Annotated in this window: 24 protein-coding genes and 3 pseudogenes; 10 read left to right on the top strand and 17 right to left on the bottom strand. The window is 50.1% G+C overall.

Features of this window, described 5'->3' with window-relative positions:
* Positions 1-29 precede the first annotated feature (29 nt).
* Positions 30-638 carry a hypothetical protein gene (locus ACYVHC_RS21220; RefSeq protein ID WP_460615739.1) on the bottom strand — a complete coding sequence of 203 codons (609 nt, stop codon included), beginning with the start codon at positions 636-638 and terminating at the stop codon, positions 30-32.
* A gap of 158 nt (positions 639-796) precedes the next feature.
* On the opposite strand from ACYVHC_RS21220, the gene ACYVHC_RS21215 reads away from it, so the two are divergent.
* From ACYVHC_RS21215 to ACYVHC_RS21205, 3 genes are all read left to right on the top strand, one after another.
* Positions 797-1,240: a hypothetical protein gene (locus ACYVHC_RS21215; RefSeq protein WP_460615738.1), complete on the top strand. Its 444-nt coding sequence runs from the start codon at positions 797-799 to the stop codon at positions 1,238-1,240.
* A 400-nt stretch (positions 1,241-1,640) separates the two neighbouring features.
* Entirely contained in the window at positions 1,641-1,823 is a 183-nt protein-coding gene (locus tag ACYVHC_RS21210) for an integrase core domain-containing protein (protein ID WP_460615737.1), read from the top strand.
* A gap of 1,307 nt (positions 1,824-3,130) precedes the next feature.
* Entirely contained in the window at positions 3,131-3,916 is a 786-nt protein-coding gene (locus tag ACYVHC_RS21205; RefSeq protein WP_460615736.1) for a response regulator transcription factor, read from the top strand.
* A gap of 459 nt (positions 3,917-4,375) precedes the next feature.
* On the opposite strand, the gene ACYVHC_RS21200 is transcribed toward ACYVHC_RS21205, so the two are convergent.
* The 4 genes from ACYVHC_RS21200 to ACYVHC_RS21185 all read right to left on the bottom strand — a co-directional run bounded on the left by ACYVHC_RS21200 (position 4,376) and on the right by ACYVHC_RS21185 (position 7,092).
* Positions 4,376-5,602, bottom strand: coding sequence for a cupin domain-containing protein (locus tag ACYVHC_RS21200; protein ID WP_460615735.1), 1,227 nt, complete (start codon positions 5,600-5,602; stop codon positions 4,376-4,378).
* Positions 5,603-5,979: 377 nt separating this feature from the next.
* A complete protein-coding gene (locus tag ACYVHC_RS21195; RefSeq protein ID WP_460615734.1) occupies positions 5,980-6,333 on the bottom strand; it encodes a hypothetical protein in 354 nt (117 codons plus the stop codon).
* 24 nt (positions 6,334-6,357) lie between these two features.
* Positions 6,358-6,711, bottom strand: a complete 354-nt coding sequence (locus ACYVHC_RS21190) for an NHLP leader peptide family RiPP precursor (RefSeq protein ID WP_460615733.1) — start codon at positions 6,709-6,711, stop codon at positions 6,358-6,360.
* A 30-nt stretch (positions 6,712-6,741) separates the two neighbouring features.
* On the bottom strand, positions 6,742-7,092 hold the full coding sequence (locus ACYVHC_RS21185) for an NHLP leader peptide family RiPP precursor (protein ID WP_460615732.1): 351 nt from the start codon (positions 7,090-7,092) through the stop codon (positions 6,742-6,744).
* A gap of 228 nt (positions 7,093-7,320) precedes the next feature.
* On the opposite strand from ACYVHC_RS21185, the pseudogene ACYVHC_RS21180 reads away from it, so the two are divergent.
* Positions 7,321-7,505 (top strand): annotated as a pseudogene (locus tag ACYVHC_RS21180) (IS701 family transposase); the annotation flags it as partial.
* A 21-nt stretch (positions 7,506-7,526) separates the two neighbouring features.
* Here ACYVHC_RS21180 and ACYVHC_RS21175 read toward each other — a convergent pair.
* From ACYVHC_RS21175 to ACYVHC_RS21145, 7 genes are all read right to left on the bottom strand, one after another.
* Complete coding sequence (locus ACYVHC_RS21175) at positions 7,527-7,868, bottom strand: NHLP leader peptide family RiPP precursor (RefSeq protein ID WP_460615731.1); 342 nt, start codon at positions 7,866-7,868, stop codon at positions 7,527-7,529.
* A gap of 52 nt (positions 7,869-7,920) precedes the next feature.
* A complete protein-coding gene (locus ACYVHC_RS21170; RefSeq protein WP_460615730.1) occupies positions 7,921-8,316 on the bottom strand; it encodes a hypothetical protein in 396 nt (131 codons plus the stop codon).
* An 11-nt stretch (positions 8,317-8,327) separates the two neighbouring features.
* The gene (locus tag ACYVHC_RS21165) at positions 8,328-8,552 is read right to left on the bottom strand and encodes a hypothetical protein (RefSeq protein WP_460615729.1); all 225 of its coding nucleotides are present in this window, start codon (positions 8,550-8,552) and stop codon (positions 8,328-8,330) included.
* Positions 8,553-8,605: 53 nt separating this feature from the next.
* Positions 8,606-8,965: an NHLP leader peptide family RiPP precursor gene (locus ACYVHC_RS21160; protein WP_460615728.1), complete on the bottom strand. Its 360-nt coding sequence runs from the start codon at positions 8,963-8,965 to the stop codon at positions 8,606-8,608.
* A gap of 440 nt (positions 8,966-9,405) precedes the next feature.
* The gene (locus ACYVHC_RS21155; protein ID WP_460615727.1) at positions 9,406-9,735 is read right to left on the bottom strand and encodes an NHLP leader peptide family RiPP precursor; all 330 of its coding nucleotides are present in this window, start codon (positions 9,733-9,735) and stop codon (positions 9,406-9,408) included.
* Positions 9,736-9,951: 216 nt separating this feature from the next.
* Positions 9,952-11,913 (bottom strand): adenylate/guanylate cyclase domain-containing protein, encoded by a 1,962-nt coding sequence (locus ACYVHC_RS21150; protein ID WP_460615726.1) that lies wholly within the window; start codon positions 11,911-11,913, stop codon positions 9,952-9,954.
* 17 nt (positions 11,914-11,930) lie between these two features.
* Positions 11,931-12,227 carry an NHLP leader peptide family RiPP precursor gene (locus tag ACYVHC_RS21145; RefSeq protein WP_460615725.1) on the bottom strand — a complete coding sequence of 99 codons (297 nt, stop codon included), beginning with the start codon at positions 12,225-12,227 and terminating at the stop codon, positions 11,931-11,933.
* A 624-nt stretch (positions 12,228-12,851) separates the two neighbouring features.
* Between ACYVHC_RS21145 and ACYVHC_RS21140 the strand changes: the two genes are divergently transcribed.
* Entirely contained in the window at positions 12,852-13,613 is a 762-nt protein-coding gene (locus ACYVHC_RS21140; RefSeq protein WP_460615724.1) for a HesA/MoeB/ThiF family protein, read from the top strand.
* 320 nt (positions 13,614-13,933) lie between these two features.
* On the opposite strand, the pseudogene ACYVHC_RS21135 reads toward ACYVHC_RS21140, so the two are convergent.
* The 5 genes and pseudogenes from ACYVHC_RS21135 to ACYVHC_RS21115 form a co-directional block, all read right to left on the bottom strand.
* Positions 13,934-14,113, bottom strand: a pseudogene (locus tag ACYVHC_RS21135) (IS1182 family transposase); the annotation flags it as partial.
* A 33-nt stretch (positions 14,114-14,146) separates the two neighbouring features.
* A complete protein-coding gene (locus tag ACYVHC_RS21130) occupies positions 14,147-14,428 on the bottom strand; it encodes a hypothetical protein (RefSeq protein WP_460615723.1) in 282 nt (93 codons plus the stop codon).
* 157 nt (positions 14,429-14,585) lie between these two features.
* A pseudogene (locus ACYVHC_RS21125) lies at positions 14,586-15,077 on the bottom strand (PDDEXK nuclease domain-containing protein).
* 199 nt (positions 15,078-15,276) lie between these two features.
* Entirely contained in the window at positions 15,277-15,678 is a 402-nt protein-coding gene (locus ACYVHC_RS21120) for a DUF1016 N-terminal domain-containing protein (protein ID WP_460615722.1), read from the bottom strand.
* A 191-nt stretch (positions 15,679-15,869) separates the two neighbouring features.
* Positions 15,870-17,123, bottom strand: coding sequence for a serine hydrolase domain-containing protein (locus ACYVHC_RS21115; protein WP_460615721.1), 1,254 nt, complete (start codon positions 17,121-17,123; stop codon positions 15,870-15,872).
* Between the two features lie 448 nt (positions 17,124-17,571).
* On the opposite strand from ACYVHC_RS21115, the gene ACYVHC_RS21110 reads away from it, so the two are divergent.
* The 5 genes from ACYVHC_RS21110 (at position 17,572) to ACYVHC_RS21090 (ending at position 22,134) form a co-directional block, all read left to right on the top strand.
* On the top strand, positions 17,572-17,985 hold the full coding sequence (locus ACYVHC_RS21110; protein ID WP_460615720.1) for an STAS/SEC14 domain-containing protein: 414 nt from the start codon (positions 17,572-17,574) through the stop codon (positions 17,983-17,985).
* A gap of 71 nt (positions 17,986-18,056) precedes the next feature.
* Positions 18,057-18,491, top strand: coding sequence for a hypothetical protein (locus ACYVHC_RS21105; protein WP_460615719.1), 435 nt, complete (start codon positions 18,057-18,059; stop codon positions 18,489-18,491).
* Positions 18,492-18,744: 253 nt separating this feature from the next.
* Entirely contained in the window at positions 18,745-18,966 is a 222-nt protein-coding gene (locus tag ACYVHC_RS21100; RefSeq protein WP_460615718.1) for a hypothetical protein, read from the top strand.
* A gap of 60 nt (positions 18,967-19,026) precedes the next feature.
* Positions 19,027-19,200, top strand: a complete 174-nt coding sequence (locus ACYVHC_RS21095) for a hypothetical protein (protein ID WP_460615717.1) — start codon at positions 19,027-19,029, stop codon at positions 19,198-19,200.
* Between the two features lie 114 nt (positions 19,201-19,314).
* Positions 19,315-22,134, top strand: coding sequence for a substrate-binding domain-containing protein (locus ACYVHC_RS21090; protein WP_460615716.1), 2,820 nt, complete (start codon positions 19,315-19,317; stop codon positions 22,132-22,134).
* The last annotated feature ends 151 nt before the right edge of the window (positions 22,135-22,285 follow it).

The following is a 22,285-nucleotide window of genomic DNA, read 5'->3' as shown; positions in this document are numbered from 1 at the left end:
GTTCACCCTAGAATGACTTGCGTGGGTTACTACTCCACTCTCACCAAGTCTTTATTTTTATGGTAAAATCTACTCAGCCCCTGGGCACTTATTGAGATAGGAATAGTCTCTGATCCCAGGTAATTCACCGACTTGCCAATTACCCGGGTCTCGATGCCAAGGAGGTTCATGATTCTCAATAGCTTACTGTCACATTCAGCGAAGGCTACACTATCTTTCTCCTTACAGATAGGCGTAACGGCGTGGACCATGAGTTTTTTGAACATCGTCTTGTCTGTATTGCTTCTGCGCGTAGCAAACCGGCCGATGTGCCAAATAAGCGGTACCTTCTCAGCGCAGTCCAGGGTGTCAATCGGGTTAATGTCGAAGATCTTCTGTAAGGGCAACTCCGCTTTGTAGTCCCACTTGGTGAGTCTTATGGAGCCTTGAATAGTACCGGATGAATCTCGAGCAATGTAAAAACTCGAGTTTTTGAGATGGTGTAACTCTTCACTGTAGATATTCTGCACGTCGCGTTGTACGTCCACCTCCGGACATAATACGGAGTGATGGCTGAAGTTCTCCCCTACTACAAACGCTGCCAACTCACTGAGTAGTCCCAGCTCTAACTGCCCCAAGTAATTTTGAGTAATATTCATATTTTGTATAGGGTTTAGACTCAAATAAACCCTAGACCAAGGGTAACATAGCTACACTAAATTGTAGTTTACAAAAGAGAGCTGAACAACTACACTTTGTAGTCGTAATAGGAGATGGTCTAGCTAAGCGAGAAAAAATTGGGTGGTATTTTCCGCCAGTGGAAAAGCCCGATAACTGCCGTAAGTATGACGCGGCCTTCCGCACGGAAACTCTGCGAATAGTAGCCGAGAGCCGCTCGACCCCAGTGGGCGCTCGTGCCTTGAACCTGGACCCCAAGCTGCTCTACAAGTGGCCGCGCGACGCCCTGCCGGCCGGCCCGGCCGAGGTGCACGAAGAGCGTCAGTTACGCGTGGCCAACCGGTGGCTGGCGCAAGAGTTGGAGATTTCCAAACAAGCCATTCCTCTTTTCTTCGGCTATCCCACCGACGCTAGGAGTTGCTATCCCTTTATAGATCAGCAGCGCGGTAGCTATTGCGTACGGCTACGCTACCAGGTAGTGGAAGTGGCCCCCGCCGTTATTACGCTGGGCGCAAACAAGCCCCTCGCCCGCTACCAGCGCTGCGTCCGTGGTGTGGGAAGCGGCGCTGGAAAACACCTTTAGCTGCTGCCCAAGCGCTACAGCACTCGTCGCCTGCGTGTCGAATTGCGGTAAAGAGGCCACCGCGTGGGCCCAACCGCTTGCTTGACCAGCCGGCTCCGAACTGCCCGAATTAGGTCTGGGTCAGCGATTTCACTTAGTTGCTCCTGTCCTCGGGAGCGTGGGCCTACGTGTACGCGTTCCAGGACAGCTTTACCCGCCAGGTGGTAGGCTGGCAAGAGCGCGAGTCCCCCCCTTAAAGGTCTGTGATCAGTGCCTTGTGCTGGACTCTGCTAGCCCCGCACAAGGTGCGGGTGGTCTGCTGGTGCATTCTAACCGAGGCGGGCAGTATTGCGGTAACGCCTATCGGGTCTTGCTGGCTGCATATGATGGTCTAGGCTCCTAAAGTCGGCGGTCCGAGTACTTGGAAAATGCGCCGGCCGAGAGCTTGTGGTTGCAGCGCAAAACCGAAGAACTTAAAGCGCGGGAGAGACATGTTTTCCGCGACCTGGCCGATGCACACCAAAGCGTGGCCGCCTATTTTGACTACTATAACCACGACCATCGCCACTCGGCGGTAGCCTATCAAAGCCCTCGGACCTTTTAGCTTCCATAACTTAAAAATACATCCCCAAACTGTCCTGCTTAACCGGACCAGCTCACCTACATGGTATTCGGAGATTTTCAAGTAGATTCAGGCACACGAATATTCATCAGTAGGTTACGGAAGTCCACAACGGCTTGATAGTAAGCGTGACACAAGATTGGCACGTTCTATTCGTCGCTAAGCTTCAACCGTCACATTTGCTACTATAAGCCGGAACCACTCCGGAAGCAAAAGGGGTGAGTATTTGCCAAAATCCTGATTGTGCAAATAAGCTCGGCCACAGACCGCAGATCCTTGACGAATGAAACTACTCCGTTGGCAATACCTCGTACTCCCCAAAGTTTGAACAGTTTCTGGCGAATATCTTAGTTAGCCTATGAATCCAAAACGTACCCATCATCGCTTCACTGCCGAGTTCAGGGCGGAATTGTCCCTGGCTGCCCGGACAGAGTGGCATCCCTTGGCCGAACTAACCGCCCGTTACCACTTGTCGGTGGCGCAAATCAATTGCGGGAAGTTGCATTTGCGCCGGCCGCCGGCAGGCGGTGCACGTCTTGGCCGAGCCTATTGTGCCCATGGTGCCACCACCAGACGCCGAGCCGCTTTACGTGGCTATCGGGCGCTTGCAGATGAAAAACCAGTTGCTAAAAAAAACGCGGGCCCCAAGCGAGCAACCTAACTACGCGCCGTAGTTGGGTTGCTCGCTTGGGGCTTGGTAGAGATCCGCTACCAGGTGTTTTTGCGCCCGGCGAGATATTCCGTCAACGCAAAACGGGCGCGCCGGCTGGTGCGGCTTATGGGAAAGGAGCCGGTCTACCCCAAACCGTGCTTATCGGTGGCGGGCCAAGGCAGCATACGCTATCCGTACCTGTTAGGGGAGCGAGTACTGGATGCGCCCATGAGGTCTGGAGCACTGATATCACCTATGTTCCCATGGCCACAGGCGTCCTCTACCTGGTGCCTGTGCTCGACTGGTACACGCCCGACATCTGGCTGCCAAATCAGCAGGGCCGGGCGCGGCCACATCACTGACAATGCCTTCATGGAGCGCCTATGGCGTTCCGTCAATTGGGAATCCGTCTACCTCAACCTAGCCATTGACGACCAGCACCTCTAGGAGCAACTGTATGCCTACTTCACCTACTCCCATCACTAGCGCCCCCACCAAGAGCTCAACGGCCAAACGCCGGCCCAGGTGTTCGCCTCAACCCTACTTGTGTCCTACTTGACAACGGCCTCCTAAACTGCCCAGATTTTGGGCAGTGATACAATAGTTGATTTCACTGAATGTAACTTCAAACAGTAAGATGAAGGAAGTAAGCGAGTTTTTTAACGGTGCCAACACCATTTCTGACATCGATCAGAAAAACGGACAGCAATTTAATTATCTGGACTGTATAAAAGCTTTTGCCATAGCTACTTACAGTAGTATCTATGTGATAGACTACATGAAACAGGGGTTTGAGTACGTCTCCGATAACCCTTTATTCTTGTGTGGCAACACCGCGACCCAGGTGCAGGAAATGGGGTACAACTACTACTTCAAGTACGTTCCCGAAAAGGACCTGGAGTTGTTGCTGAAAATTAATACGGTAGGATTTGAGTTTTATGAGAAAATCCCATTAGAAGACCGCGGTAATTACTCAATCTCATATGACTTCCATCTAAGAAACCAAGAGGGAAAGCTAATATTAATCAATCAGAAACTGACTCCTATATTCTTTAACGACGAAGGAAAGATCTGGAAGGCATTGTGTGTCGTTTCCCTCTCATCTGAGCGAACCGAAGGTAATATTAGAATTCACAAGAGTGGAGAAAACAAGGTCTACACATACGACCTTCAGGAAAATGTATGGCGACCTGACCAGAAGATAAAGCTATCGGATCGGGAAACGGAAATTTTACAACTGTCCGGTAGAGGTCATACAATTAATGAAATTTCTGAAATGCTTTTTGTATCTCCCGATACTGTTAAATTTCACCGGAGAAAGCTGTTTGAGAAGATGGGCGTAAACAGTATGACTGAGGCCATCTCTTACGCGGTAAACAATAACCTTAATATATTTTGGCAAGTAAAGCCTACAAAGTCTTGATATTTTTTACGATAAAATAAATTAAATATTTTTTCTATTTTAAAATTTAATCGAGCGCAGACTGCACGCATTGGCGGTGCTGCTGGCCACCATTGTGGATGTGCACCTGAAGTACGGCAAGTACCTTTCCCTGAAGAGCTACTTGGCCAAGCAATAACGCCAGCCTAGCCGTAAAGCATCAGCTTAACGTATCGAGCCAGAGGTTTTCCCCTATGTATTTATCCGCACCCTCTAGTGGATCGCCACCCCGCCATGGAGTACTGCTCGTTAGCATGCAGCCCTTGACTCACGTGTTGGGATCAAGGCAGCGCTCCTCACGGGGCTTGTCGGGCGGAGCCAGTTAGAGCAGGTGGGGACACTTTGCCGGACCGCCCTTGTGGATCGGATCAATCCCCAAGGTAGGTTGACTGCACTTTTCACATTTGCTGACCCGTTTTGGGATAAGCTCTTAATATGTAACTAATTGACAACTTTAAGCAACCCACCTCTAACAAGCCTTTTCGCTAATTTCAATTTATTTTCGTCAGTTAAAAATGGAATATCAATAACGGAGAAAACACCTTCTTGTTGTGATATAAATTCTAGTGAATTTGTAATTTGAGAAGGTCCTTTTATCGTATTTCCTTGAAATATAATCCTTGCTCCAGAAATATTATTAGTAACTTTAGAGGTTACACCATCTCTTTTTGAAAGATAAGAATCTAATTTGATGTGGTTTGACTTGTCTAAACTTAAGAAATGACCATCTGGTTTTGGTTGTTCTTTTGTTCTAAACTCTTCTTCCAATATATTCAAAGAACCTTCAATGTTATGTTTTTGAAAAACTTGCTGTAAAATAGTTATAAAATCTAATTCAGTATCAGAAGATAATAAATTTTCATTTTTAGATTTTAAATATCCAATAGGGAGTGCTCTGCGTAATTCTATATGTTGTTGACTTAAATTTATTAACGATTTTGCAATGAAATCAATCCATTGTGTAGAATGAACGCCGATAGTAATGTGCATCGACGACTTATCCGTGGTATAAGCTTCATGAGGAACTCCACGTGGCATATACAGAATATCCCCTGCTCGCATTGTAATTTCTTTTGCACCCGTAAGATGTTCTCTTTGAAAAACAGGTTGAAAACTGTTTAAAAGTGGTGTTTTGAAATGAGTATCATCATACAAGATCCAATGTTTTTCTCCTGAAATTTGCAGTGCAAAAACGTCATGTGAATCATAATGGGGAGAAAGAGCCTTTTCGTTTTCGGGAGTTAGATAAAGATTTGCTACAGTATTGTGGCTCATATAATTCCTTATATTTTCCACAAGCATTTTAATTGGATCCCAAAAACGTTGAATCTCATTAACTACAATAGTATAACCGTCAGCATAAGCTGCGTAAAGTTGATTCAAATTTAAGCTCCCGTCAGGGTTTTCATAAATAGTGGGATTCATAGGTTGCTGGCTTTTGACAACCCTTAAACTATTGCCTCTAGGACGATTATATGCTAAAAGACTATCTAAGTCCTCAATTGAGAATAATGATGAAAAAAAATCGGGATTATCTCTGTTGATATGTATAAACTGCTTCTCCCAATAATGAGCTTCAAAATCTTCGATGCTGATTGGCTGAATTAAATCAGAAAGCCCTTTCAGTTTAGCTTGAGTTTCAGTGTTTGCTTCCATAGCCTTTTTCATTTGTTTTAAGTTCTTTTTTATAAATACTAGTTGACTAAAAGTAAGCTTTTTATATTTTAGAAAAGCTATAATTGTTTAAAAGAATCTTACAGTTACATAAATATATTAAGGATAACATTATATCTTTTTATTTTTTATTTTCATAAAAGATAAAAAGAGACTGACCGATACTAATAAAACAGAAGACCCCAACAAAAACAACTTAAATGCATTATTGTGAAATGCATAGCTAATAGGAATTAGCAAAGCCCCTATTATTAGCAAAACAAGAGGATTTAGATTCTTCATGTTTATTAAAAATGAATTTTACAATAATTAAAAAATCTGATGACAAAATTTAATTTTTTTGTCATCAGATTTTTTAATCAAATAATGTATTACATATGTGTACCAACCCAGATGCCTGCACCTAAAGCGGCACCTCCAATAAGGACACATATAGCAGCTGTACCAGCAATCTCTCCACCAGAAATCATTTCGAGTTGCTCATCTGTCAACTCTAATTCATCAACTTTTATTTTAGCTGGGATGTTTAAGTAAATATGGTTTAAACTTGTTTGGTCCTCAACCACTATACTAACATTTTTTTGCAATTTATTTCCGGTAAAATCCTCAATTGTTTCCACCGGGTTGCTGATCAAACGTTCTTTGAAAAGTGTATCTTCATGTGCTTTTTGCACTAAATCACTTGTCAACTTTTGGCCCCTAACTTGTTGTTCTTGCGTAAGCATTTTATTAGTCTTTTTAAATGTTTATTAATCCCACGCTTGACCTATGGCTATTCCAGCTGCGAATAAGGTTACAACGCCAAAACCTATTGCGGCCGCTACTGCAACCTCCCCACCAGCAATCGTTTCTAATTGTTCATCGGTCAACTCCATTTCATCATAATTGGGTTTCCTTGGTATATTTAGAAAAATGACCGATGCATTAGTTTGGTCTTCTACTACAACTTTCACATTTTCTGCTAATTTATGCCCCGTGACTGATTCAATGGTAGATACAGGGTTTTTCACTAGTTGATCTTTGAAAGAAGAACTTTCCCACGCTTTATGTGCCAACGTTTTAATTAACTCTGCACCTTGCTTTTGCTTTTCTGATGTTGTCATGATAATAAAATGTTTATTTTATTGGTATATTTATATAGTTGTGAAGATAGTAGGTGGAAAACACCCTCCTGGATTATTAAAAATATCAGGAATACACCCAATTGTCCCATCAACTCCTCCAGCTACAGCTTCCAATTGTTCTTCGTTCAACTCTACATCTGCGAGATTTTTTGGCTGAGCAGGAATGTTAATATAAACAGTAGACTCATCGGTTTGGTCTCTTACAACCAGCATCTGTCCTTCTGACAAGTTGAGTTTCTGGCCCGTCAATTTCTCAATTGCTTCTACTGGACTTGCCATCAACTCTTGTTTGAATTGGGCATCTTCCCAAGCTTTTTGTACGACTTTAGCGTACAAATTTTGACTTTGTGTAAATTCCATGTGGTTGATTGTTGAATTGTTAAGAATAGATTAAAATTTCATTGAAGTTGAAGAAATACCGAAGTAGTGAATAATACGCCAAGTAAGGCAACTACAGAATTAGCTATATCACTAATAGCTCCTAGTGCTTATTTACGTGACGAAACCACCACCTTACGCCATTACTTCCTGTATTCGGACGTTACGCACTACTTCGTCGCAGTTGGCGCAGGCATTCGCTCCTTCCTATTGGGGAACTCGCCCACCAAAAAGCCGAATACCCAAGCCAACCATTTCTTCGCCCCAATCCTGGCTTACAGCAAGTTGAAGGCGCTCAAAGTGCGACACGGAATCGGTCATTTTCGACTAAAGCCCAACTTTATTTAGCTGGATCCAAAGCTATGAACCAAGAATCGGCGCAATTCACCGCGTAACATCAGTAAATAAGTACCCTACTACGTTGTTGCCCAGATATAAACATCAACAGTCTTATTAACTATATAATTGACTATTTGAGCTTCAGCATATCCATTTCCACCTGCAACCGTTTCTAGTTGCTCTTCAGTCAGCTCTACATTATCAATGTCGATTTTTTTCGGAATATTAAAATAAACTGTAGAAGGATCTGTTTGATCTACTACTACTAGTTTTTGTCCTTCCGATAACTTAAGCTTCTGGCCAGCAAACTTCTCCATTGTTGCTACTGGATTTTTCAGCAATTCCTCCTTGAATTGAGCATCCTCCCAGGCTTTTTGTATAATTTCTGCGTTTATTTTTTGTTCTGTTGCAACTTCCATTGATTTGAATAATTAAACGTTAAATTAAGCTGGCTGTCAATAACTAAGCACCCTACGCCATTACTTCCTGCGTTCGGACGTTACGCACCACTTCGTCGCAGTTGGCGCAGGCATTCGCTCCTTCCTGATGATACCATCGGCAGCGGGTGCGGATGGCGCAGGCGACGAGCGTCGCATCGGCTTGGCGGTTCATGGCTTCAACAATTTTACCCACTAGACCGCAACTGGTGTTTTGCGAACTCCAGTGGCCACAACCAGTTTTAGCGCAGTTGCTGGCAAACCGAAACCTTTCTTCGGGCTGGCGGACCTGCTGGCGGGCGGTATCAACGAACGTCTGGTCAACAATGACTGGTTCTTCGAGGTACTGAATATGGCCGGTAGCATCCTGAATACCGAAAAGAGCGGCACCGGGCTTAGCAGTTGAGCTGGGACAGAGTAGAGAAGCCATGACGGACCCGTTTAGTACTCTGCAGGTGCCGGGAAATCTGGTGTCAGCATGCCCAGTGCGGGGATGTCGATGAGAGCACTAATTTTACCGGGGTCAGCTCCTCCACTGATTTGCTCCAGCACATCATCAGTAAGTTGGCCTTCCTCATCGACCTCAGCGAGTTTCTGCATGAACTCTTCCTGATTTTCTGCGTCTTTTTTCAACGCATTGACCTTGTCGTTAATTGAATTTTTCACAATCTATTTTGATTAATGTAGATGATTTATTTTACTGTGTTCAATCGTTTTGACTACGAAAGAACATCACCATAAATCGGGATAACAGGACCAGTGGTGTAAGGAGGGAAGACAGGCGTTGGCAGGAATATACCCCCACCGACAAGCCCCCCGCCGGCCACGGCTTCCAATTGATCTTCGTTCAACTCGACATCCTCCGTGTTTGGCTTAGCCGGAATATTAATATACACTGTGGACTCGTTGGTCTGATCGCGCACTACCAGGGTCTTGCCTTCGGGCAGGTTGAGTTTATGGCCAGTGGCTTTCTCAATAGCTTCGGCAGGATTAGCCATCAACTCGCTTTTGAATTGGGCATCTTCCCAAGCTTTTTGTACGATTTCAGCGTACACTTTTTGACTTTGTGTAAATTCCATGTGATTGATTGGTAAAAGATTGATTTTAGATTTGGACTTTTTTTAAAAACTGATTATTAGTAGAGCACGAAATCTATGATAGAGGGGATCGATGGGCATAGTGGGAGGATCATGAATCAGAATACCAATGATCGAACCTGTGAGGGTAGTCTTGAAAATGTAGTGCTTCCTAAATCGGCGCTAATTGAGTAGAGAGCCGTTATAATGGTTAGGGGGCTGATTATCCAAGTGCCGAAAACTTATTCAGCATTATACTTCGGCGGTGGTATAAAGCGGGATGATGCCATTTTGCACCTCTAGTAAATCATCGTGATGGGACGCTGATAGAGCTATTTTATCTCGTCACGAAGAAGAGTAATCACTATGCTTTATACCACCGCATACATGTATAAAACTTATATTATCAAGTAATTGAATTAAATTAATTAACTAACTAACTTTTAAATATTAAAACACTGTTTTAATGAAGGAAATAAACTGCTGACAAAATCAGTCCAGATTTTATGCCCGCCACCCGCTATTTCTTCGAGCTGATCTTCTGTTAGCTCCAGACTCTCCACCTCGGGCTCTACCGGTATGTTTACGTATATCTTAGATTTGTCGGTCTGGTCTGTAATTACCAAAGTCTTTCCCTCCGGTATCACCACCTTAACTCCGGTCAACTTTTCTATTGCCGTTATCGGATCTACCTGTAGCTCTTTTCTAAAGCTGGTATCTTCCCAGGCTTTAGATATGATTGCTTCTATAATATCTCGTTTTCTCTGTTCCATCTCCTAATTAGTATGACACAAATTTGATTAATTATTTTCTTATAAATTTGCCAAAATAACTGTCATAAATATCAACTCTTATTTCTTGCTATTCCTAAAAATAAACCCAGTTTGTTTATCGTTCCTGATATTAATAACGTTTGATACTGTAAAAATATATTGGGTGTTACCTGTAAACCTGCCAAGTAAACTGAAAAAAATGCGGGTATATCCTGATTAAGCCACGACCTGAGCTACGCTGCACTTCTCTACGAAGTACATGACTGCCTCCCCTTTGCCCTTAGCCTGGATGTAGCCTCTGTATTCAAACGAGAAGCAGTCTTCGTCTTTTATGATCTGGTACAGCGTCTCGCTAATATTTACTTTCCCGACCATGCCGCTGCTCTCCATCCGGCTGGCCGTGTTGACCGTGTCCCCCCATACGTCGTACTGGAACTTCCTTACCCCAACGATCCCGGCAACGATCGGCCCAATGTGGATGCCCAGCCTCATTTCAAAGGCGGGGCGATTTGTCCGGTGGCCCTCTATGGCTCTATTCTTAATAAATTCCTGCATCTCAAGTCCGGCCAACACGATGTTTCTGGTTGAGTCCTTGTCCGACTTGGGAATGCCCCCTGCCGCCATATAGGCGTCACCAATGGTTTTTATCTTCTCGATCTGGTATTTCTCGGTAATCAGGTCGAATGCTTTAAAGCATATATTTATCTCCTCCACCAAGCTCTGGGGAGTCATCTTCTCGGCGGTCTGAGTGAAGGACTTGAAGTCGGTGAACAGGATCGACACTAGATCATAATCCCGAGCACTCACATTGCCTTTCTCCTTCAGTTCCTCCGCAATTTCTTCCGGAAGGATGTTTAGTAATAAAGTATCGGATCGGTCCTTCTCGGTTTGTAAAGCCGACTTTGACTTCCTGGTATAGGTTAGCCGGTTCCACAAGGCAGCCGCCATCAGGACCACAAAGCACAAGGAGATGACGATGATGTTTCTGGTCTTCTCTCTGCGCCGTACATCCTCTTTGTGCTTGAGCTGAACGACGTATTCTTTTTTGACGTAGGCAATGCTATCGACCAGCTGCTGCTTCTGGAACTCCATGCCCATTATCCTGTTGGACGTTTCTGCTAAGTTCAGGCTGTCCTCGTACGCATTGGCTTGCTCATAATAGCGCAGTGCCTGCTGATTGTTACCTAATGACTTATGTGCCTGATACAGGCAATCACATCCACTCTTCATTTGGGACATAGATCCCAGTTTTTCGGCCAATCTCAAGCCATCTTGGCATTTCACTATTGAACTCCTGTTCTTTCCCAACATATGCATAATGCCGCCAATGGCAATCTGCGATTCACTTTGGTACTGCAATCTGCCTACTTCATTTGAATAAGCTAAGCAACGAGTGTAATAGGGCAATGCCTGTTTGTAGTCTGACTTACTGTAGAACAAATCACCTAAACTAGCGAGTGCTGTGATTTGCAATTGCTTATCCTTCTCCTTATCAGCAATTTGTAATGCTTTGGTAAGGTTCTCGAATGCACTATCATACCTTCCTTCTTTGGCATACACATTCCCTATTGGTATTAGGGTTTCGCAAATGTTTTTCTGATCGTTTAACTTTTTATGAAGAGCATAGGATTTGCGAAAGTGTTCCATCGCATTCTTGTAGTCCTTACCCTCCATGTAAATCAGTCCTATGTTTCGAATAGCTACAGCCAGATTTTCTTTCTCTCCAACTTCCTCAAACATAACAATAGCTTGCCTGTAGTAATCTAATGCTTTGAGATAGTCTCCAGAGGTATTATATACACTGCCTATATTATTTAGAAGTGCTGCCACTCCTTTTTTATATTTAGATTTTTTGTATGACTCAATGCTCTTCTTGAAGAAGAATATTGTTTTGGAATAGTCGCCTTGAAAATAATGTATTACTGCAATGTAGTTGAAGCAATCTCCTATTTTCTTGTGATTATCAGTGCGGCCATATAATTTAATACTTTTTTGGAAAAGTGACAGCGATTGCTCGTATTTTTGAGAATGTAAATATTTTTCACCAAGGCTAAAAAGACTGTCGACTGATGCTTGGCTAGTAAAGGAATTTGCCTCTTTATTGAGCTGTAGGGAGTCAGATTGCGCATATAACGCTTCTCCTGGTCCTTTTGCCAGAACCAGGAGAAGCACTAACATACATATCTGAAATATTCTCACGGTTTGAATATCAAATTCCCACCTTCTAAGCCGCCTGCCACAATATCCAACTGTTCTTCACTCAGTTCCACATCTTCTGTGCTTTGAATAGATGGAAGGTTGATGAAAATAGTAAAAGGATCTGTTTGATCAACAACTACTAATTTCATCCCTTTGGGGAGAGTAACTGGACTTTCTAAAAAGGTTTCTATAACCTCTGTAGGATTTTGCAATAAGTTTTTCTTAAACTGAGCATCTTCTTCTGCTTTTTTAGCCAGTCTCTGCAGGAAAAATTGATCGTTTAGCTGTTCCATAATCTTTTTTGGGTTATGTGATTAATTATTTAGTGATAATACATTTATGACTCTGAGATCATTTCGTTTCGAGAAATAAGTTCTTCTATTATCACATTCACGTTTTTCCAGTTCATGATCACGATGGGAAGTAGCGCAAACGGAACGATGACTAAAGAAGTGAATCCTTACTTATACCACGAGTATAAGCTTACAATCAGGAGTACAGCCAGTATCTCGGTATAGAAATCCTGTTGCCGCTACGCAACACTTTGCTGCTCATGTTCTGCATCTTGTTGCCTTTCATCGCATCAGTTGGTTTTAAAAACCTGCACTGTGCAGGCGCTTGATAGTTAAAAAGGGTATTCAACATGTTGATAGTTGGCAGGTAATGACCGTAGGATTGGCCGTCGTTAGTGCTGTTGCCAGGACCAATATATCACTCCATAATCGTGCTGTTGGAGTCTCATCGCTTAACGGCTCTTTCCCATTCAAGGAAACTCGATTGCTTGCTGAGCAAAACTCTCTTATTTTTTTGCGACATAACTGACAAATAGATCGACAAAACCCATATATATGCGGGAATACGTCGGTTTACAGAGTGAATGCCGAAACAAAGAATACGCAAACTTATTTATACGAATCGTGCAACAGCGTTACGTTCGAAATAGAATCTACCTGACAAGGGAGGAGCAAAACCTGATACAAGCCACACCAATCTTACTGGGTGGGGCGGGCATTGGGAGTGTGATCGCCGAATGTTTAGTGCGGTTTGGCTTTGAAACCATCACGCTGATTGATGGCGACGTGGTCGAGCTGTCTAACCTCAACCGGCAGAACTACATAGAATCAGACCTAGCAATCCCTAAAGTAGAGGCTCTGAAAAACAGGTTAATTGCTATCAACAGCAACGCCAAAATCACCACTCATAACTGTTTCATAACACCCGATACCATTCAGGACTTCGTGCCAGGCCACACGATAGCCATAAATGCATTGGATTTCTCGTCAGATGTCCCTCTGTTATTCGACAGCGTATGTCAGGAACACGACGTCCCCGTCTTGCACCCGTATAATTTGGGATGGAGTGCCCTGGTCATGGTAATCACCCGGGACATTGGTCTGGATTCCTTGCGAGTAGCCGATCGGCCGTTCAATGAGCTAAGTGTTGTGCAGTATGTATCAGACTACATGAGACGCAATAACAGTCCACAGGAATGGCTCGATGAGACGATAAGAGAGTACACGGCAGAAGTAGAGCAACTTTCTCCTCCCCAATTGTCAATAGCTTCCTGGTTAGTAGCAGGAGTCTGCACGAAGATAATCTTCGATCTTGTTACGGGGAGATCAGTAAAGAAATTCCCGGAGTTCTATTTGACCTCAATTTGGGACGCTGATGCTGTGTAGAATCACGAACAAGACTTCCGAATAATTATGAAACCCAGAATGACAACCCAGTTTTGTTCTTATTAAAGGGTCGTGGCTGTTGCATAACACTGAGTCGGTGTTAGGGTGAATGCCGCTTGGCGTTCCGCCATTTCCGTCGACTCTGATGCCGCAAGGCAAGTATTACTGTTGGTGGTGCAAGCGGCCTTGGCAGGATGATGGCCAAGCGCATGGTTTGTACGGGACGATAGCGAAGCAGCTTCTTGAAGTTATAACCGATGGCCGCTAAGAGCATGGCCTGTTGCGGCCTTGCCGCGCACATTGATGCGGCGCAGCCCATACTAGTGCAGCAAGTGGCCAAACACGGGTTCGACCGTGCTCTGGCGCACCCGGCGCATGTTCTGCCCTTGCCGGCTGCGCTGCCGGTGCCAGGCCCGACGATACGCGGCATCGAATGCGGAGCGATTCAGCTGCTTGTGGTCGGCGGAGGGCACCCAGTTCGTTTTGCAAGGGCAGTGCTGGCAATCCTGATAGTAGGCCCGATAGTGTTTTAATCAGTTGCCATCGGCCGAGAGCCGATATTTGCGAAAGGGCAGCGTCTTATCGGCTCGGCATCGATATTCGTCAGCGGTTTCGTGGTAGGTAAAGCCATTGGAGTACCCGGGGTCGGCGACTGGGTCCTGTAGCTGCAACTCATTGCGCGCCAGACGCTGCTGCACCTGTTGCACGATCGTGGGCAAATACCGGCTGTCGCGCGCATGGGCTGAGTCGGCCTGCACATGGCTGATCACGTCATACGCCGTAAAAACGTATAACCCTTCTGGGAAGCTACCCATGACCGTACCTGGATCGCCCTCCGGAAACTAAGCCGAGTGGAACACAGGAACACGACCAAGCTGTGGCCAGCATCTGCGCACGATCATCCCCGTGCGCTGGTATACGATCTACCCCTGCTACGGGCAAGTGCCATCCCCAGTAGTTCCTCTCTAAGTGTTAACGGGCGACACGCATTGTTTCCCGAAGGCCCAAACAGGTAATGCGTACTTGCTTCGCCTCGCTTACTTCGCTGTCTAACCGCTGCTGCTCTCGTTGTAGAAAGGTGCGCAGCTCGGCTTCACTCGGTAGGCCGATCTGGTAATTGCTCACGAACAGCTGCTCGGACAGCCCCGTAGTGGCGTAGCGCACAAGCAAGTCATTTTTCTGGGCGCACAGGATGAGGCCGACGGGTGGGTTGTCGCCCGCACTCATCTCGTGCTCGCGGTAGTAGTTCAAGTACACGTTCATCTGCCCGGCGTCGGCATGCTAGAACGCACCGATCTTCAGATCGACCAGCACGTGGCACTTGAGGATCCGATGATAAAATACTAGGTCCACGTACAGGTGCTTATTGTCGAAGGTCAGCCGCTTCTGCCGGGCTTCGAAGCAAAAGCCACGCCCCAGGTCCAGCAGGAAGGTCTGCAGGTGATCGATAATGGCCTGCTCCAACTCGCTTTCGCTGTAGCTGGGTCGTTGCTCCAAGCCGAGGAATTCGAGGACATAGGGTTTTTCACCACGTCCCCTACCGGCAGGGGCTGCGTGCCGGCATGGGCCGCGAGCACCGCCGTTCTGTCGGTGGAGAGCCCCGTGCGCTCATACAAGGCCGAGTGAATCGCGCGTTTCACCTCGCGCACCGACCAGTGGTTGCTCACGCTTTGCACCTCGTAAAAGGCCCGTTGCAACGGCGATTTAGCGCGACTAATTCGATAAAATGCGAGAAGCTTAGCCGCTGCTGCAAGCGGGCGGGCCCGAGGCCGACGGGCACCGTGGTCGGCGGCAATTGGTCAGACACTGTCCGACCAATTGCCGGCAGGGATAGGCCGGCGAGCTGAAGGGTGCTAGCCTGCTCACGCAGCAGCGGATAGGTTTGATATACCACCAGGTTGGTCTGGGAGCGGCCTGGTACGCCCCGCGCCCGCAAGGCACGCGCCAACTGCGCTAATAAGCGCTGGCCATACGTTGCCCGGTCCTGGACCGCTTGCTCGTATTCCGACACGTAATAGCCGACCAGCCAATTACGCGCGGTGAGCCAGTAATTGACTTGCTGCACGGCGGCGCGCGGCGTGGTGGTGTGCTACTAAGCCAGTTGTTCCGCTAGGTCGAGAAAGGTGCTGTCGGGCATAGGAACGAAGATACAGCCAGGCCTTCTTATAGCAACGGGGAAATACAATTACTCCAAGGGGTTTTGCCGCAACTGACCGAACGATTACGACTGCCGCCAAGACCCTACTCCGCCTAGTTCTAGTTTACTGCTGAGCGACCCAGACGGTGCTCGTATTTGGCCAGCGTGTTCCAGATGGCGTACATGGCGACCTCCGAAGCCCGGCCGGTCAGATTGGTGTTCAACAGCAACAGCCGACCAATGCCGGTTTTGGGGTCAAAAAACAGCAGCGTCACCACGCCGGGGTCGCCGCCGGTGTGGCCGATGTAGCCCGTGTAGCCAAAGCCCATGAACACGCCCACGTTGTAGGATTCACTGAAGGGGTTACGCTCGTTGCGCTCCTCGAAATTGGTTGCCCCCAGCTGGGGGCGAAAATAGTCGCGGTAGCTCGCCGGCTGCAACACCGTGCCCTGCCCCTGGTAGCCCCGAATGAGCTCGCGCAGGTACCGGCTCATGTCGGCCACGGACGAGATGAACCCGCCATCGGGGTAAGTGGTCAGCGCGTAATAGGGCAAGGGCACGGCCGGGGCCTGGTACGGCCGCGCGTACCGGGTGAAATCGACGGCCCCAACCTGCCACCCCGACGCCCGCATGCGCAGCGGCCGGGTCAGGTAGCGGGCCGTAAAGGCTGAAAAGGGCTGGCCGGTGGCCAATTCCACCACGTACGCCGCCAAGCACGTGCCTACGTTGGAGTATTCGTACAGCTCACCGGGCCGGCGGGCCAGAAAGCTCTGGGCCTGGTACCACTTGCCTGGCGGGGTGAGCACGTTTTGCAGAAACACGGGCAGGGCCACCGCCGAATCGGCGGAGATAAACGTCTGCTCATCCCGAAAGGTCCGCGGCAAGCCCGCGAGCGGTTGGCCGGGCTTGAGGTAAAGATTCTTGCTCAGGTAGTAGTCGTTGTCGCGGATGCTGGAGGTGTGAGTAGCTAACTGCCGGAGCGTAATCGGCACGTCGGGAAAGGCCGGGTTGACGACCGGAAAGGGCAAGTACTTATTAACGGGGTCGTCCAGGGTAAGCTTGCCGAGTTCCTGGGCCTTAAGCAGGGCCAGCCCGACCACCGTTTTGCTCACTGAGGCAATGGGTTGGCGGGTGTGTACGTCGTAGGGCGTGCGGGCCTCGGCGTCCGCGAAGCCAAAGCCGTGCTGATAGAGCGCCCCCTGGCCTGTCACGATGGCCACCCCAAAGCCGGTGAAATGGCCCTGGCTCCGCAACGTTTCCAGTTCGGCCGTCAAGGAGTCCTGTGCGGCGCGCCGGTGGGAGGACTGCGCGGCTCCTGGCGTGGCGAGGCCGAAAGCAAGGCAGCATAGCGAGATAGTAAGGATTCTAAGCACGAAATAGGATAGAAAGGAATGAACACGACCATTAGATAGTACTGGCCGTAAATAAAAGGCATTTTTCATCCTGATGGCTAACCAGCCCGAGATGGTGTCTTCATGGGCTTAGAGTAATTTTAACCGCCCACTGCTTTAAGCAGGCCAGCCAGGAAACAGAAGGCAGGTAAAGTAGACCTGTTTCGATGGCTAGGAAGTTCCTGCTTAGAATGAAACATAGGGCTACCTTCCTCTTTGAGACAACCATTGCCCACCACTTGGGGAAGTGCTAGGCCTGCTTAGCACAAAAAGCACGACATATTCTTTGCTCGAGAGGCCCTGGTCTTGCAGGACACCCCAGCTTTTTTCTCATTTCCAAACCCGCTTGCTAGTGCGGTGCCCATGGGCTTTTTCGCCGCCGGGTAGGACGGCTGACGGTTTTGATGAGACCAATGGCGTACTTTGCTGTATGAAGCAAGAGCTACACAATGCCACGGGCCGGGTCTACCTTACCATCGAAACCGACCCGGTGAACCGGTGGGTCGCGGTGGATTGGAAGGGCTACCTGACCGCCGACAGTATCAAGACCGGGGCCAAGGCGTACACCGATGCCCTGGCCGCCGCCGGCTTCTCGTGCGTGCTCAACGATACGCGCTCCGTGCGCGGGCCCTGGGACCATTCCATGGATTGGGTTATCAACGAGTGGGCCCCCAATGCCGCCGCCGCCGGCCTGACGCATTTCGCCCTGATTTCTACCCCGGAGACCCTCGCCGATGGGTCGGCCGCCGCGTTCTACGCTCAGCTCACGGCCTTCCAAGCCGAAGTGTTCGACAACCTGGACGACGCCCAGGCCTGGTTGCGCCCGTTCTGCAACCAACCATAGGCTATACGCCGCGTTTCCTACCGGCTCTAGCCGTCTGGCGCCCCGGTTAAGAAATACCTAACCCCACCCAAATGCCCGAAGAAATTATTCTGGCTGAACCCTACGGCTCCGTTCTCGCCGATGCCCAGGTGCCCTGCGTCATCGTGCAGTTCCACGGTTTCGCCAACACAACCGAGTTCAAGAACATCATGGAAACCGGCTTGGCCTACTACCGGGTTCACAGCCAAGTGTTGCGGCCCTGGGGCTGGATCGGGGACGTGCGCCACATGGGGGCCATTCCCCAAGCCGTGCAGCAGTGGCTGACCACCGACTGGAACCGGCGAGCTTTCAGCGCCGGCATCCGCGAGGTAAGCATCGTGCTATCCGCCAACGTGCTGGGCCAACTGGCCACGCAGCACTACGTTAAGAGCACGCACGCCCAGCTGGACCAGTACGAAATCAACTCCGCCTTTTACCCTTCCTTGGAGGCCGCCAAGCAGGGAGCCCGGGAAGCCCTGCGGCGCTAATGCTCCCGGCAGCGAGCGCTGCTGGATCACCTCGGCCGGCACAAAAAGGTCGGCGCCGCTATACTGCGCAATACTTACACAAAGCGCAGTCGGGAGAAGTCGGGGGGTGGTGGCTCCCAAGCTGCGAAGTGCCGCTTTTAAGGTCAAGCAGGAAAGCTGGCATTAAAAGGAGCTTGTTTTAATGTTAAGACGGCCGCTTTAGGTTGGTTTTGATCCGGGCTAAGTAAGCTAACGTTGCTTACGCCGTTTTTTAATGCTAAACCGGCCGCTGTATTCCATTACCCCTTTCCGGAATGTGCCGTGGAACCCCTCACCGGAACTGCCCAGTGCCCAGGAGCTATGGCGCACGGCGGACGTGCTGGAGCAGTTGGGGCAGGCCCGCGAAGCCCTGGGCCGGCTGCACGGCCGCAGCATCGCCATCCCCAACCAGGAGCTGCTGGTGACGGCAGGAAGCCAAGGCCTCCAGCGCCATTGAAACAACTTCACCACGGACGACGAGCTGTACCGGGCTTTCAGCGAAACCACGGCCGAGCAGGTGGAAGCTCCCGTCAAGGAAGTGCTGCGCCACCGCGATGCCCTGTGGAGCGGCTATGAGTATCTGAAATCCGGCACCGGTTTCTCCCGCAACTACTTTGTGCGCATGTGCCGGGAAATCAAGCAGGTCGAGGAAGGCCTCCGGCCGCCGTTTTCCCCCACCATCATCCACTAAGGCTGAGGCCGCTTGCTGACAGCCTAGCACGCGTAGCCCGAGAAGCTGCGGGGAACCAAGTATATTTGATCGGGTAGCATTATTCCTCGCTACTGGCTTAGGTTGCTTCTTCCCGTGAAAAGAGTACAAGATCATCGGTTCAGCTGGGGGTGGATGTTCGTGCTGGCCGTGGTATTCCTGGCCGGCTGCACCCACCCGCCGAAGAAGGCGGCGTATCGAATTGGCTTTGCGCAGTGTAGTACCGCGGGCCCCTGGCGGCAAGCCATGTTGGACGGGATGCGGCGGGAACTAAGCTTCCATCCGGAGGTGGAGTTAAAGATGACGGATGCCCAGGATAACAGCCAGCGGCAGCAGCAGCAGATACAAGCCTTTGTGCAAGAGGGCGTTGACCTGCTGATAGTCTCGCCTTACGAATCAGCGCCGGTTACCCCGGCCGTGGAGGAAGCCATGCGGCGCGGCATTCCCGTGCTGCTGCTCGACCGGCGCACCGCCTCCCCCCACTATACGGCGTATGTGGGCGGTGACAACCAGGCCGTCGGGCAGACAGCGGCCCGCTACGCCGCGGCCTTACTTAACCAGCAGGGCAGCGTAATTGAGATTTTAGGCACTCCCGGCTCCTCCGCGACCTCCGACCGGCACCTAGGGTTTGCGCGGGCCTTGCAGGCCTACCCCCGCCTGCGCGTTGCCGGGCAGGTGACGGGCAACTGGCAGGAAAAAACCCTCAAGCCCGCCCTGACTTCCCTGCTGCGCCAACACCCCGAGGTCAACTTAATTTTCGCCCACAACGACGCCATGGGCCGGGGGGCCTACGAAGTGTGCCAGCTGTTGGGCCGCACCACCCAGATTCGTATCATTGGCGTGGACGGACTTTACGGCAAGGGCGAGGGCCTGGACTTTGTGCAGCGCGGAATTCTCACGGCCTCCCTGCTGTACTCTCCCGGAGGGGAAGAAGCCATTCGTACGGCCCTGAAAATTCTGCGCCGCCACCCCTTCCAGCGCGAGAACACCCTGGGCACGATCGTCATCGACTCTACCAACGTGGTAACCATGCAGCAGCAAACCACCCAGATGGTAAGCCAGCAGCACGATGTCGAGCGCCAGCAAACCCTGCTGCAGTCCCTGCGGGCCACTTATGCCAGCCAGCAGACCATCCTTTACGGGCTGCTGCTGACCTTGCTCGGGGCCGTCACCCTCGGGGTTATGGCCTGGGGCTCGTCCCGGAAAAATCGCCTGATTAACCGGCAGCTGGCGCTGCAGAACGCGGAAAACGACAAGATCAACCGCCAGCTCCAGGTGCAGAATGAAGAAATTTTGCAGCAGCGCAACCAGCTGGAGGCCCTGGCCGAAAGAAGCCGGGCGGATACGGAGGCCAAGCTGCGGTTTTTCACTAACTTCTCCCACGAACTGCGCACTCCCCTCACGCTTATTCTGGGTCCGGTCGAAGAGCTGCTTACCAGCAGCCCGGATCTTACCGCTCCCCAGCGCCACGATCTGGCACTGGTGCGCCGCAACACCCAGCGCCTGCTCCAGCTGGTTAATCAGCTCCTGGACTTTCGCAAAATCGAGGTGGGCAAAATGACCGTGCGCGCCTCGGAAGGCAACCTGGTCGCCTTTGTGCGGGAAATTGTAGATGCCTTTGAAAAGCCCGCCCGCCTGCGCGGGGTGCAAATCAAGTTTCTGGCGGCTGAGCCGGTATTGCCAGTGTGGTTTGACGGCAATATTCTGGACAAGGTATTTTTCAACCTGCTGTCCAACGCCCTGAAGTTTACCCCGGATCAAGGGCAGATCACCATCAGCCTGCAACCCACCGAAAACGGCAAGTCGGTCCGGGTCAGTGTCGCGGATACGGGCCGTGGCATCAGCGACCAGGACCAGGCCCATATTTTCGAATGGTTTTACCAGGGCGAGCAGGGGCCCGTCGCTAAGGGCTCGGGCATGGGCCTGGCATTGGCCCAGGGGTTGGTGCGCCTGCACCAGGGCCAGCTGACGTTCAGCAGTCAACCGGGGCTGGGCAGCACCTTCGCCGTTTCCTTGCCCCGGGAACTGCCGGAGTCCCTGCGCACCCCGGCCCCGGTGGGCTCCCTCCTGCTGAGCACCGACGAACCGGAGCTGCTGGAGGGGATTGCCCTGGGCGCCGAGCTGCCGGAGCCCGCGCTACCCAGCGCCGGGGAAACCCTGGTGCTGGTAATTGAGGATAACTCCGACGTCAACGATTTTCTGTCCCGCAAGCTGCGGACCGACTTCCGGGTGCAAAGCGCCCGTGATGGGCACGCCGGCCTGCGCCTGGCCACGGACTTAATCCCGGACCTGATTGTCTGCGACGTGATGATGCCCGGCTTAAGCGGGCTGGAAGTGGTAGCACAGCTGCGCGAGGACTGGCGCACCTCGCACATTCCCATCGTGCTGCTGACGGCGCGCACGGCCCCCGAGCAGCAGCTGGAGGGCGTGCAGGCCGGGGCCGACCTGTACCTGACCAAGCCCTTCAACCCCACCTTCCTGCTGGAAAGCATCCGCACCCTGCTGGCCAACCGCAGCCGGCAGCGCGAGCACTTCCGACGGGAGCTGTCCCTGGATACGGTAACGGTGGCAGCCACCAAACCCGACCAGAAATTCCTGGCCGATTTGACGGCCATTGTCGAAGCGAACCTGACCCGCTCCGACCTGACCGTGGAAGACATTGCCCGCAGCCTGGGCATTTCCCGCATGCAGCTTTACCGCAAAGTCAAGGCGGTGCTGGGCACCGGGGTCACGGACTTTATCCAGAGCCTGCGCCTGACCAAGGCCCGGGAACTGCTGCTGGATGAATCGCTGACGATTGCCGAAGTTGCCTACGAGCTGGGCTTTTCTTCCCCCTCCTACTTCTCGGCCAGCTTTAAAGCCCACTACCAGATGGCCCCTTCCGAGTTCCGGAGCCTGCACGTTGCCCCCCACTAGTGCAATAATTTCAACAGGGTCGTTACATACGTGCTACCCGAACTCCGAATCACCCCGGGGTTTTCTATTTTATATTTCTGTATTTCAAACGGTTACGGATATTGTCGCCGGTGAACGTATTTTGATACAATCCTTTTATCCCTGAGCTGGG

Source organism: Hymenobacter seoulensis, from assembly GCF_054780535.1.
This window is presented reverse-complemented; position numbering and strand designations above follow the sequence as displayed.

Coding starts and splice junctions, on each gene's coding strand:
- ACYVHC_RS21220 (WP_460615739.1), bottom strand. CDS start 638: ATGAATATTACTCAAAATTACTTGGGGCAGTTAGAGCTGGGACTACTC.
- ACYVHC_RS21205 (WP_460615736.1), top strand. CDS start 3,131: ATGAAGGAAGTAAGCGAGTTTTTTAACGGTGCCAACACCATTTCTGAC.
- ACYVHC_RS21200 (WP_460615735.1), bottom strand. CDS start 5,602: ATGAAAAAGGCTATGGAAGCAAACACTGAAACTCAAGCTAAACTGAAA.
- ACYVHC_RS21195 (WP_460615734.1), bottom strand. CDS start 6,333: ATGCTTACGCAAGAACAACAAGTTAGGGGCCAAAAGTTGACAAGTGAT.
- ACYVHC_RS21190 (WP_460615733.1), bottom strand. CDS start 6,711: ATGACAACATCAGAAAAGCAAAAGCAAGGTGCAGAGTTAATTAAAACG.
- ACYVHC_RS21185 (WP_460615732.1), bottom strand. CDS start 7,092: ATGGAATTTACACAAAGTCAAAATTTGTACGCTAAAGTCGTACAAAAA.
- ACYVHC_RS21175 (WP_460615731.1), bottom strand. CDS start 7,868: ATGGAAGTTGCAACAGAACAAAAAATAAACGCAGAAATTATACAAAAA.
- ACYVHC_RS21170 (WP_460615730.1), bottom strand. CDS start 8,316: ATGGCTTCTCTACTCTGTCCCAGCTCAACTGCTAAGCCCGGTGCCGCT.
- ACYVHC_RS21160 (WP_460615728.1), bottom strand. CDS start 8,965: ATGGAATTTACACAAAGTCAAAAAGTGTACGCTGAAATCGTACAAAAA.
- ACYVHC_RS21155 (WP_460615727.1), bottom strand. CDS start 9,735: ATGGAACAGAGAAAACGAGATATTATAGAAGCAATCATATCTAAAGCC.
- ACYVHC_RS21150 (WP_460615726.1), bottom strand. CDS start 11,913: ATGTTAGTGCTTCTCCTGGTTCTGGCAAAAGGACCAGGAGAAGCGTTA.
- ACYVHC_RS21145 (WP_460615725.1), bottom strand. CDS start 12,227: ATGGAACAGCTAAACGATCAATTTTTCCTGCAGAGACTGGCTAAAAAA.
- ACYVHC_RS21130 (WP_460615723.1), bottom strand. CDS start 14,428: ATGGGTAGCTTCCCAGAAGGGTTATACGTTTTTACGGCGTATGACGTG.
- ACYVHC_RS21110 (WP_460615720.1), top strand. CDS start 17,572: ATGAAGCAAGAGCTACACAATGCCACGGGCCGGGTCTACCTTACCATC.
- ACYVHC_RS21105 (WP_460615719.1), top strand. CDS start 18,057: ATGCCCGAAGAAATTATTCTGGCTGAACCCTACGGCTCCGTTCTCGCC.
- ACYVHC_RS21100 (WP_460615718.1), top strand. CDS start 18,745: ATGCTAAACCGGCCGCTGTATTCCATTACCCCTTTCCGGAATGTGCCG.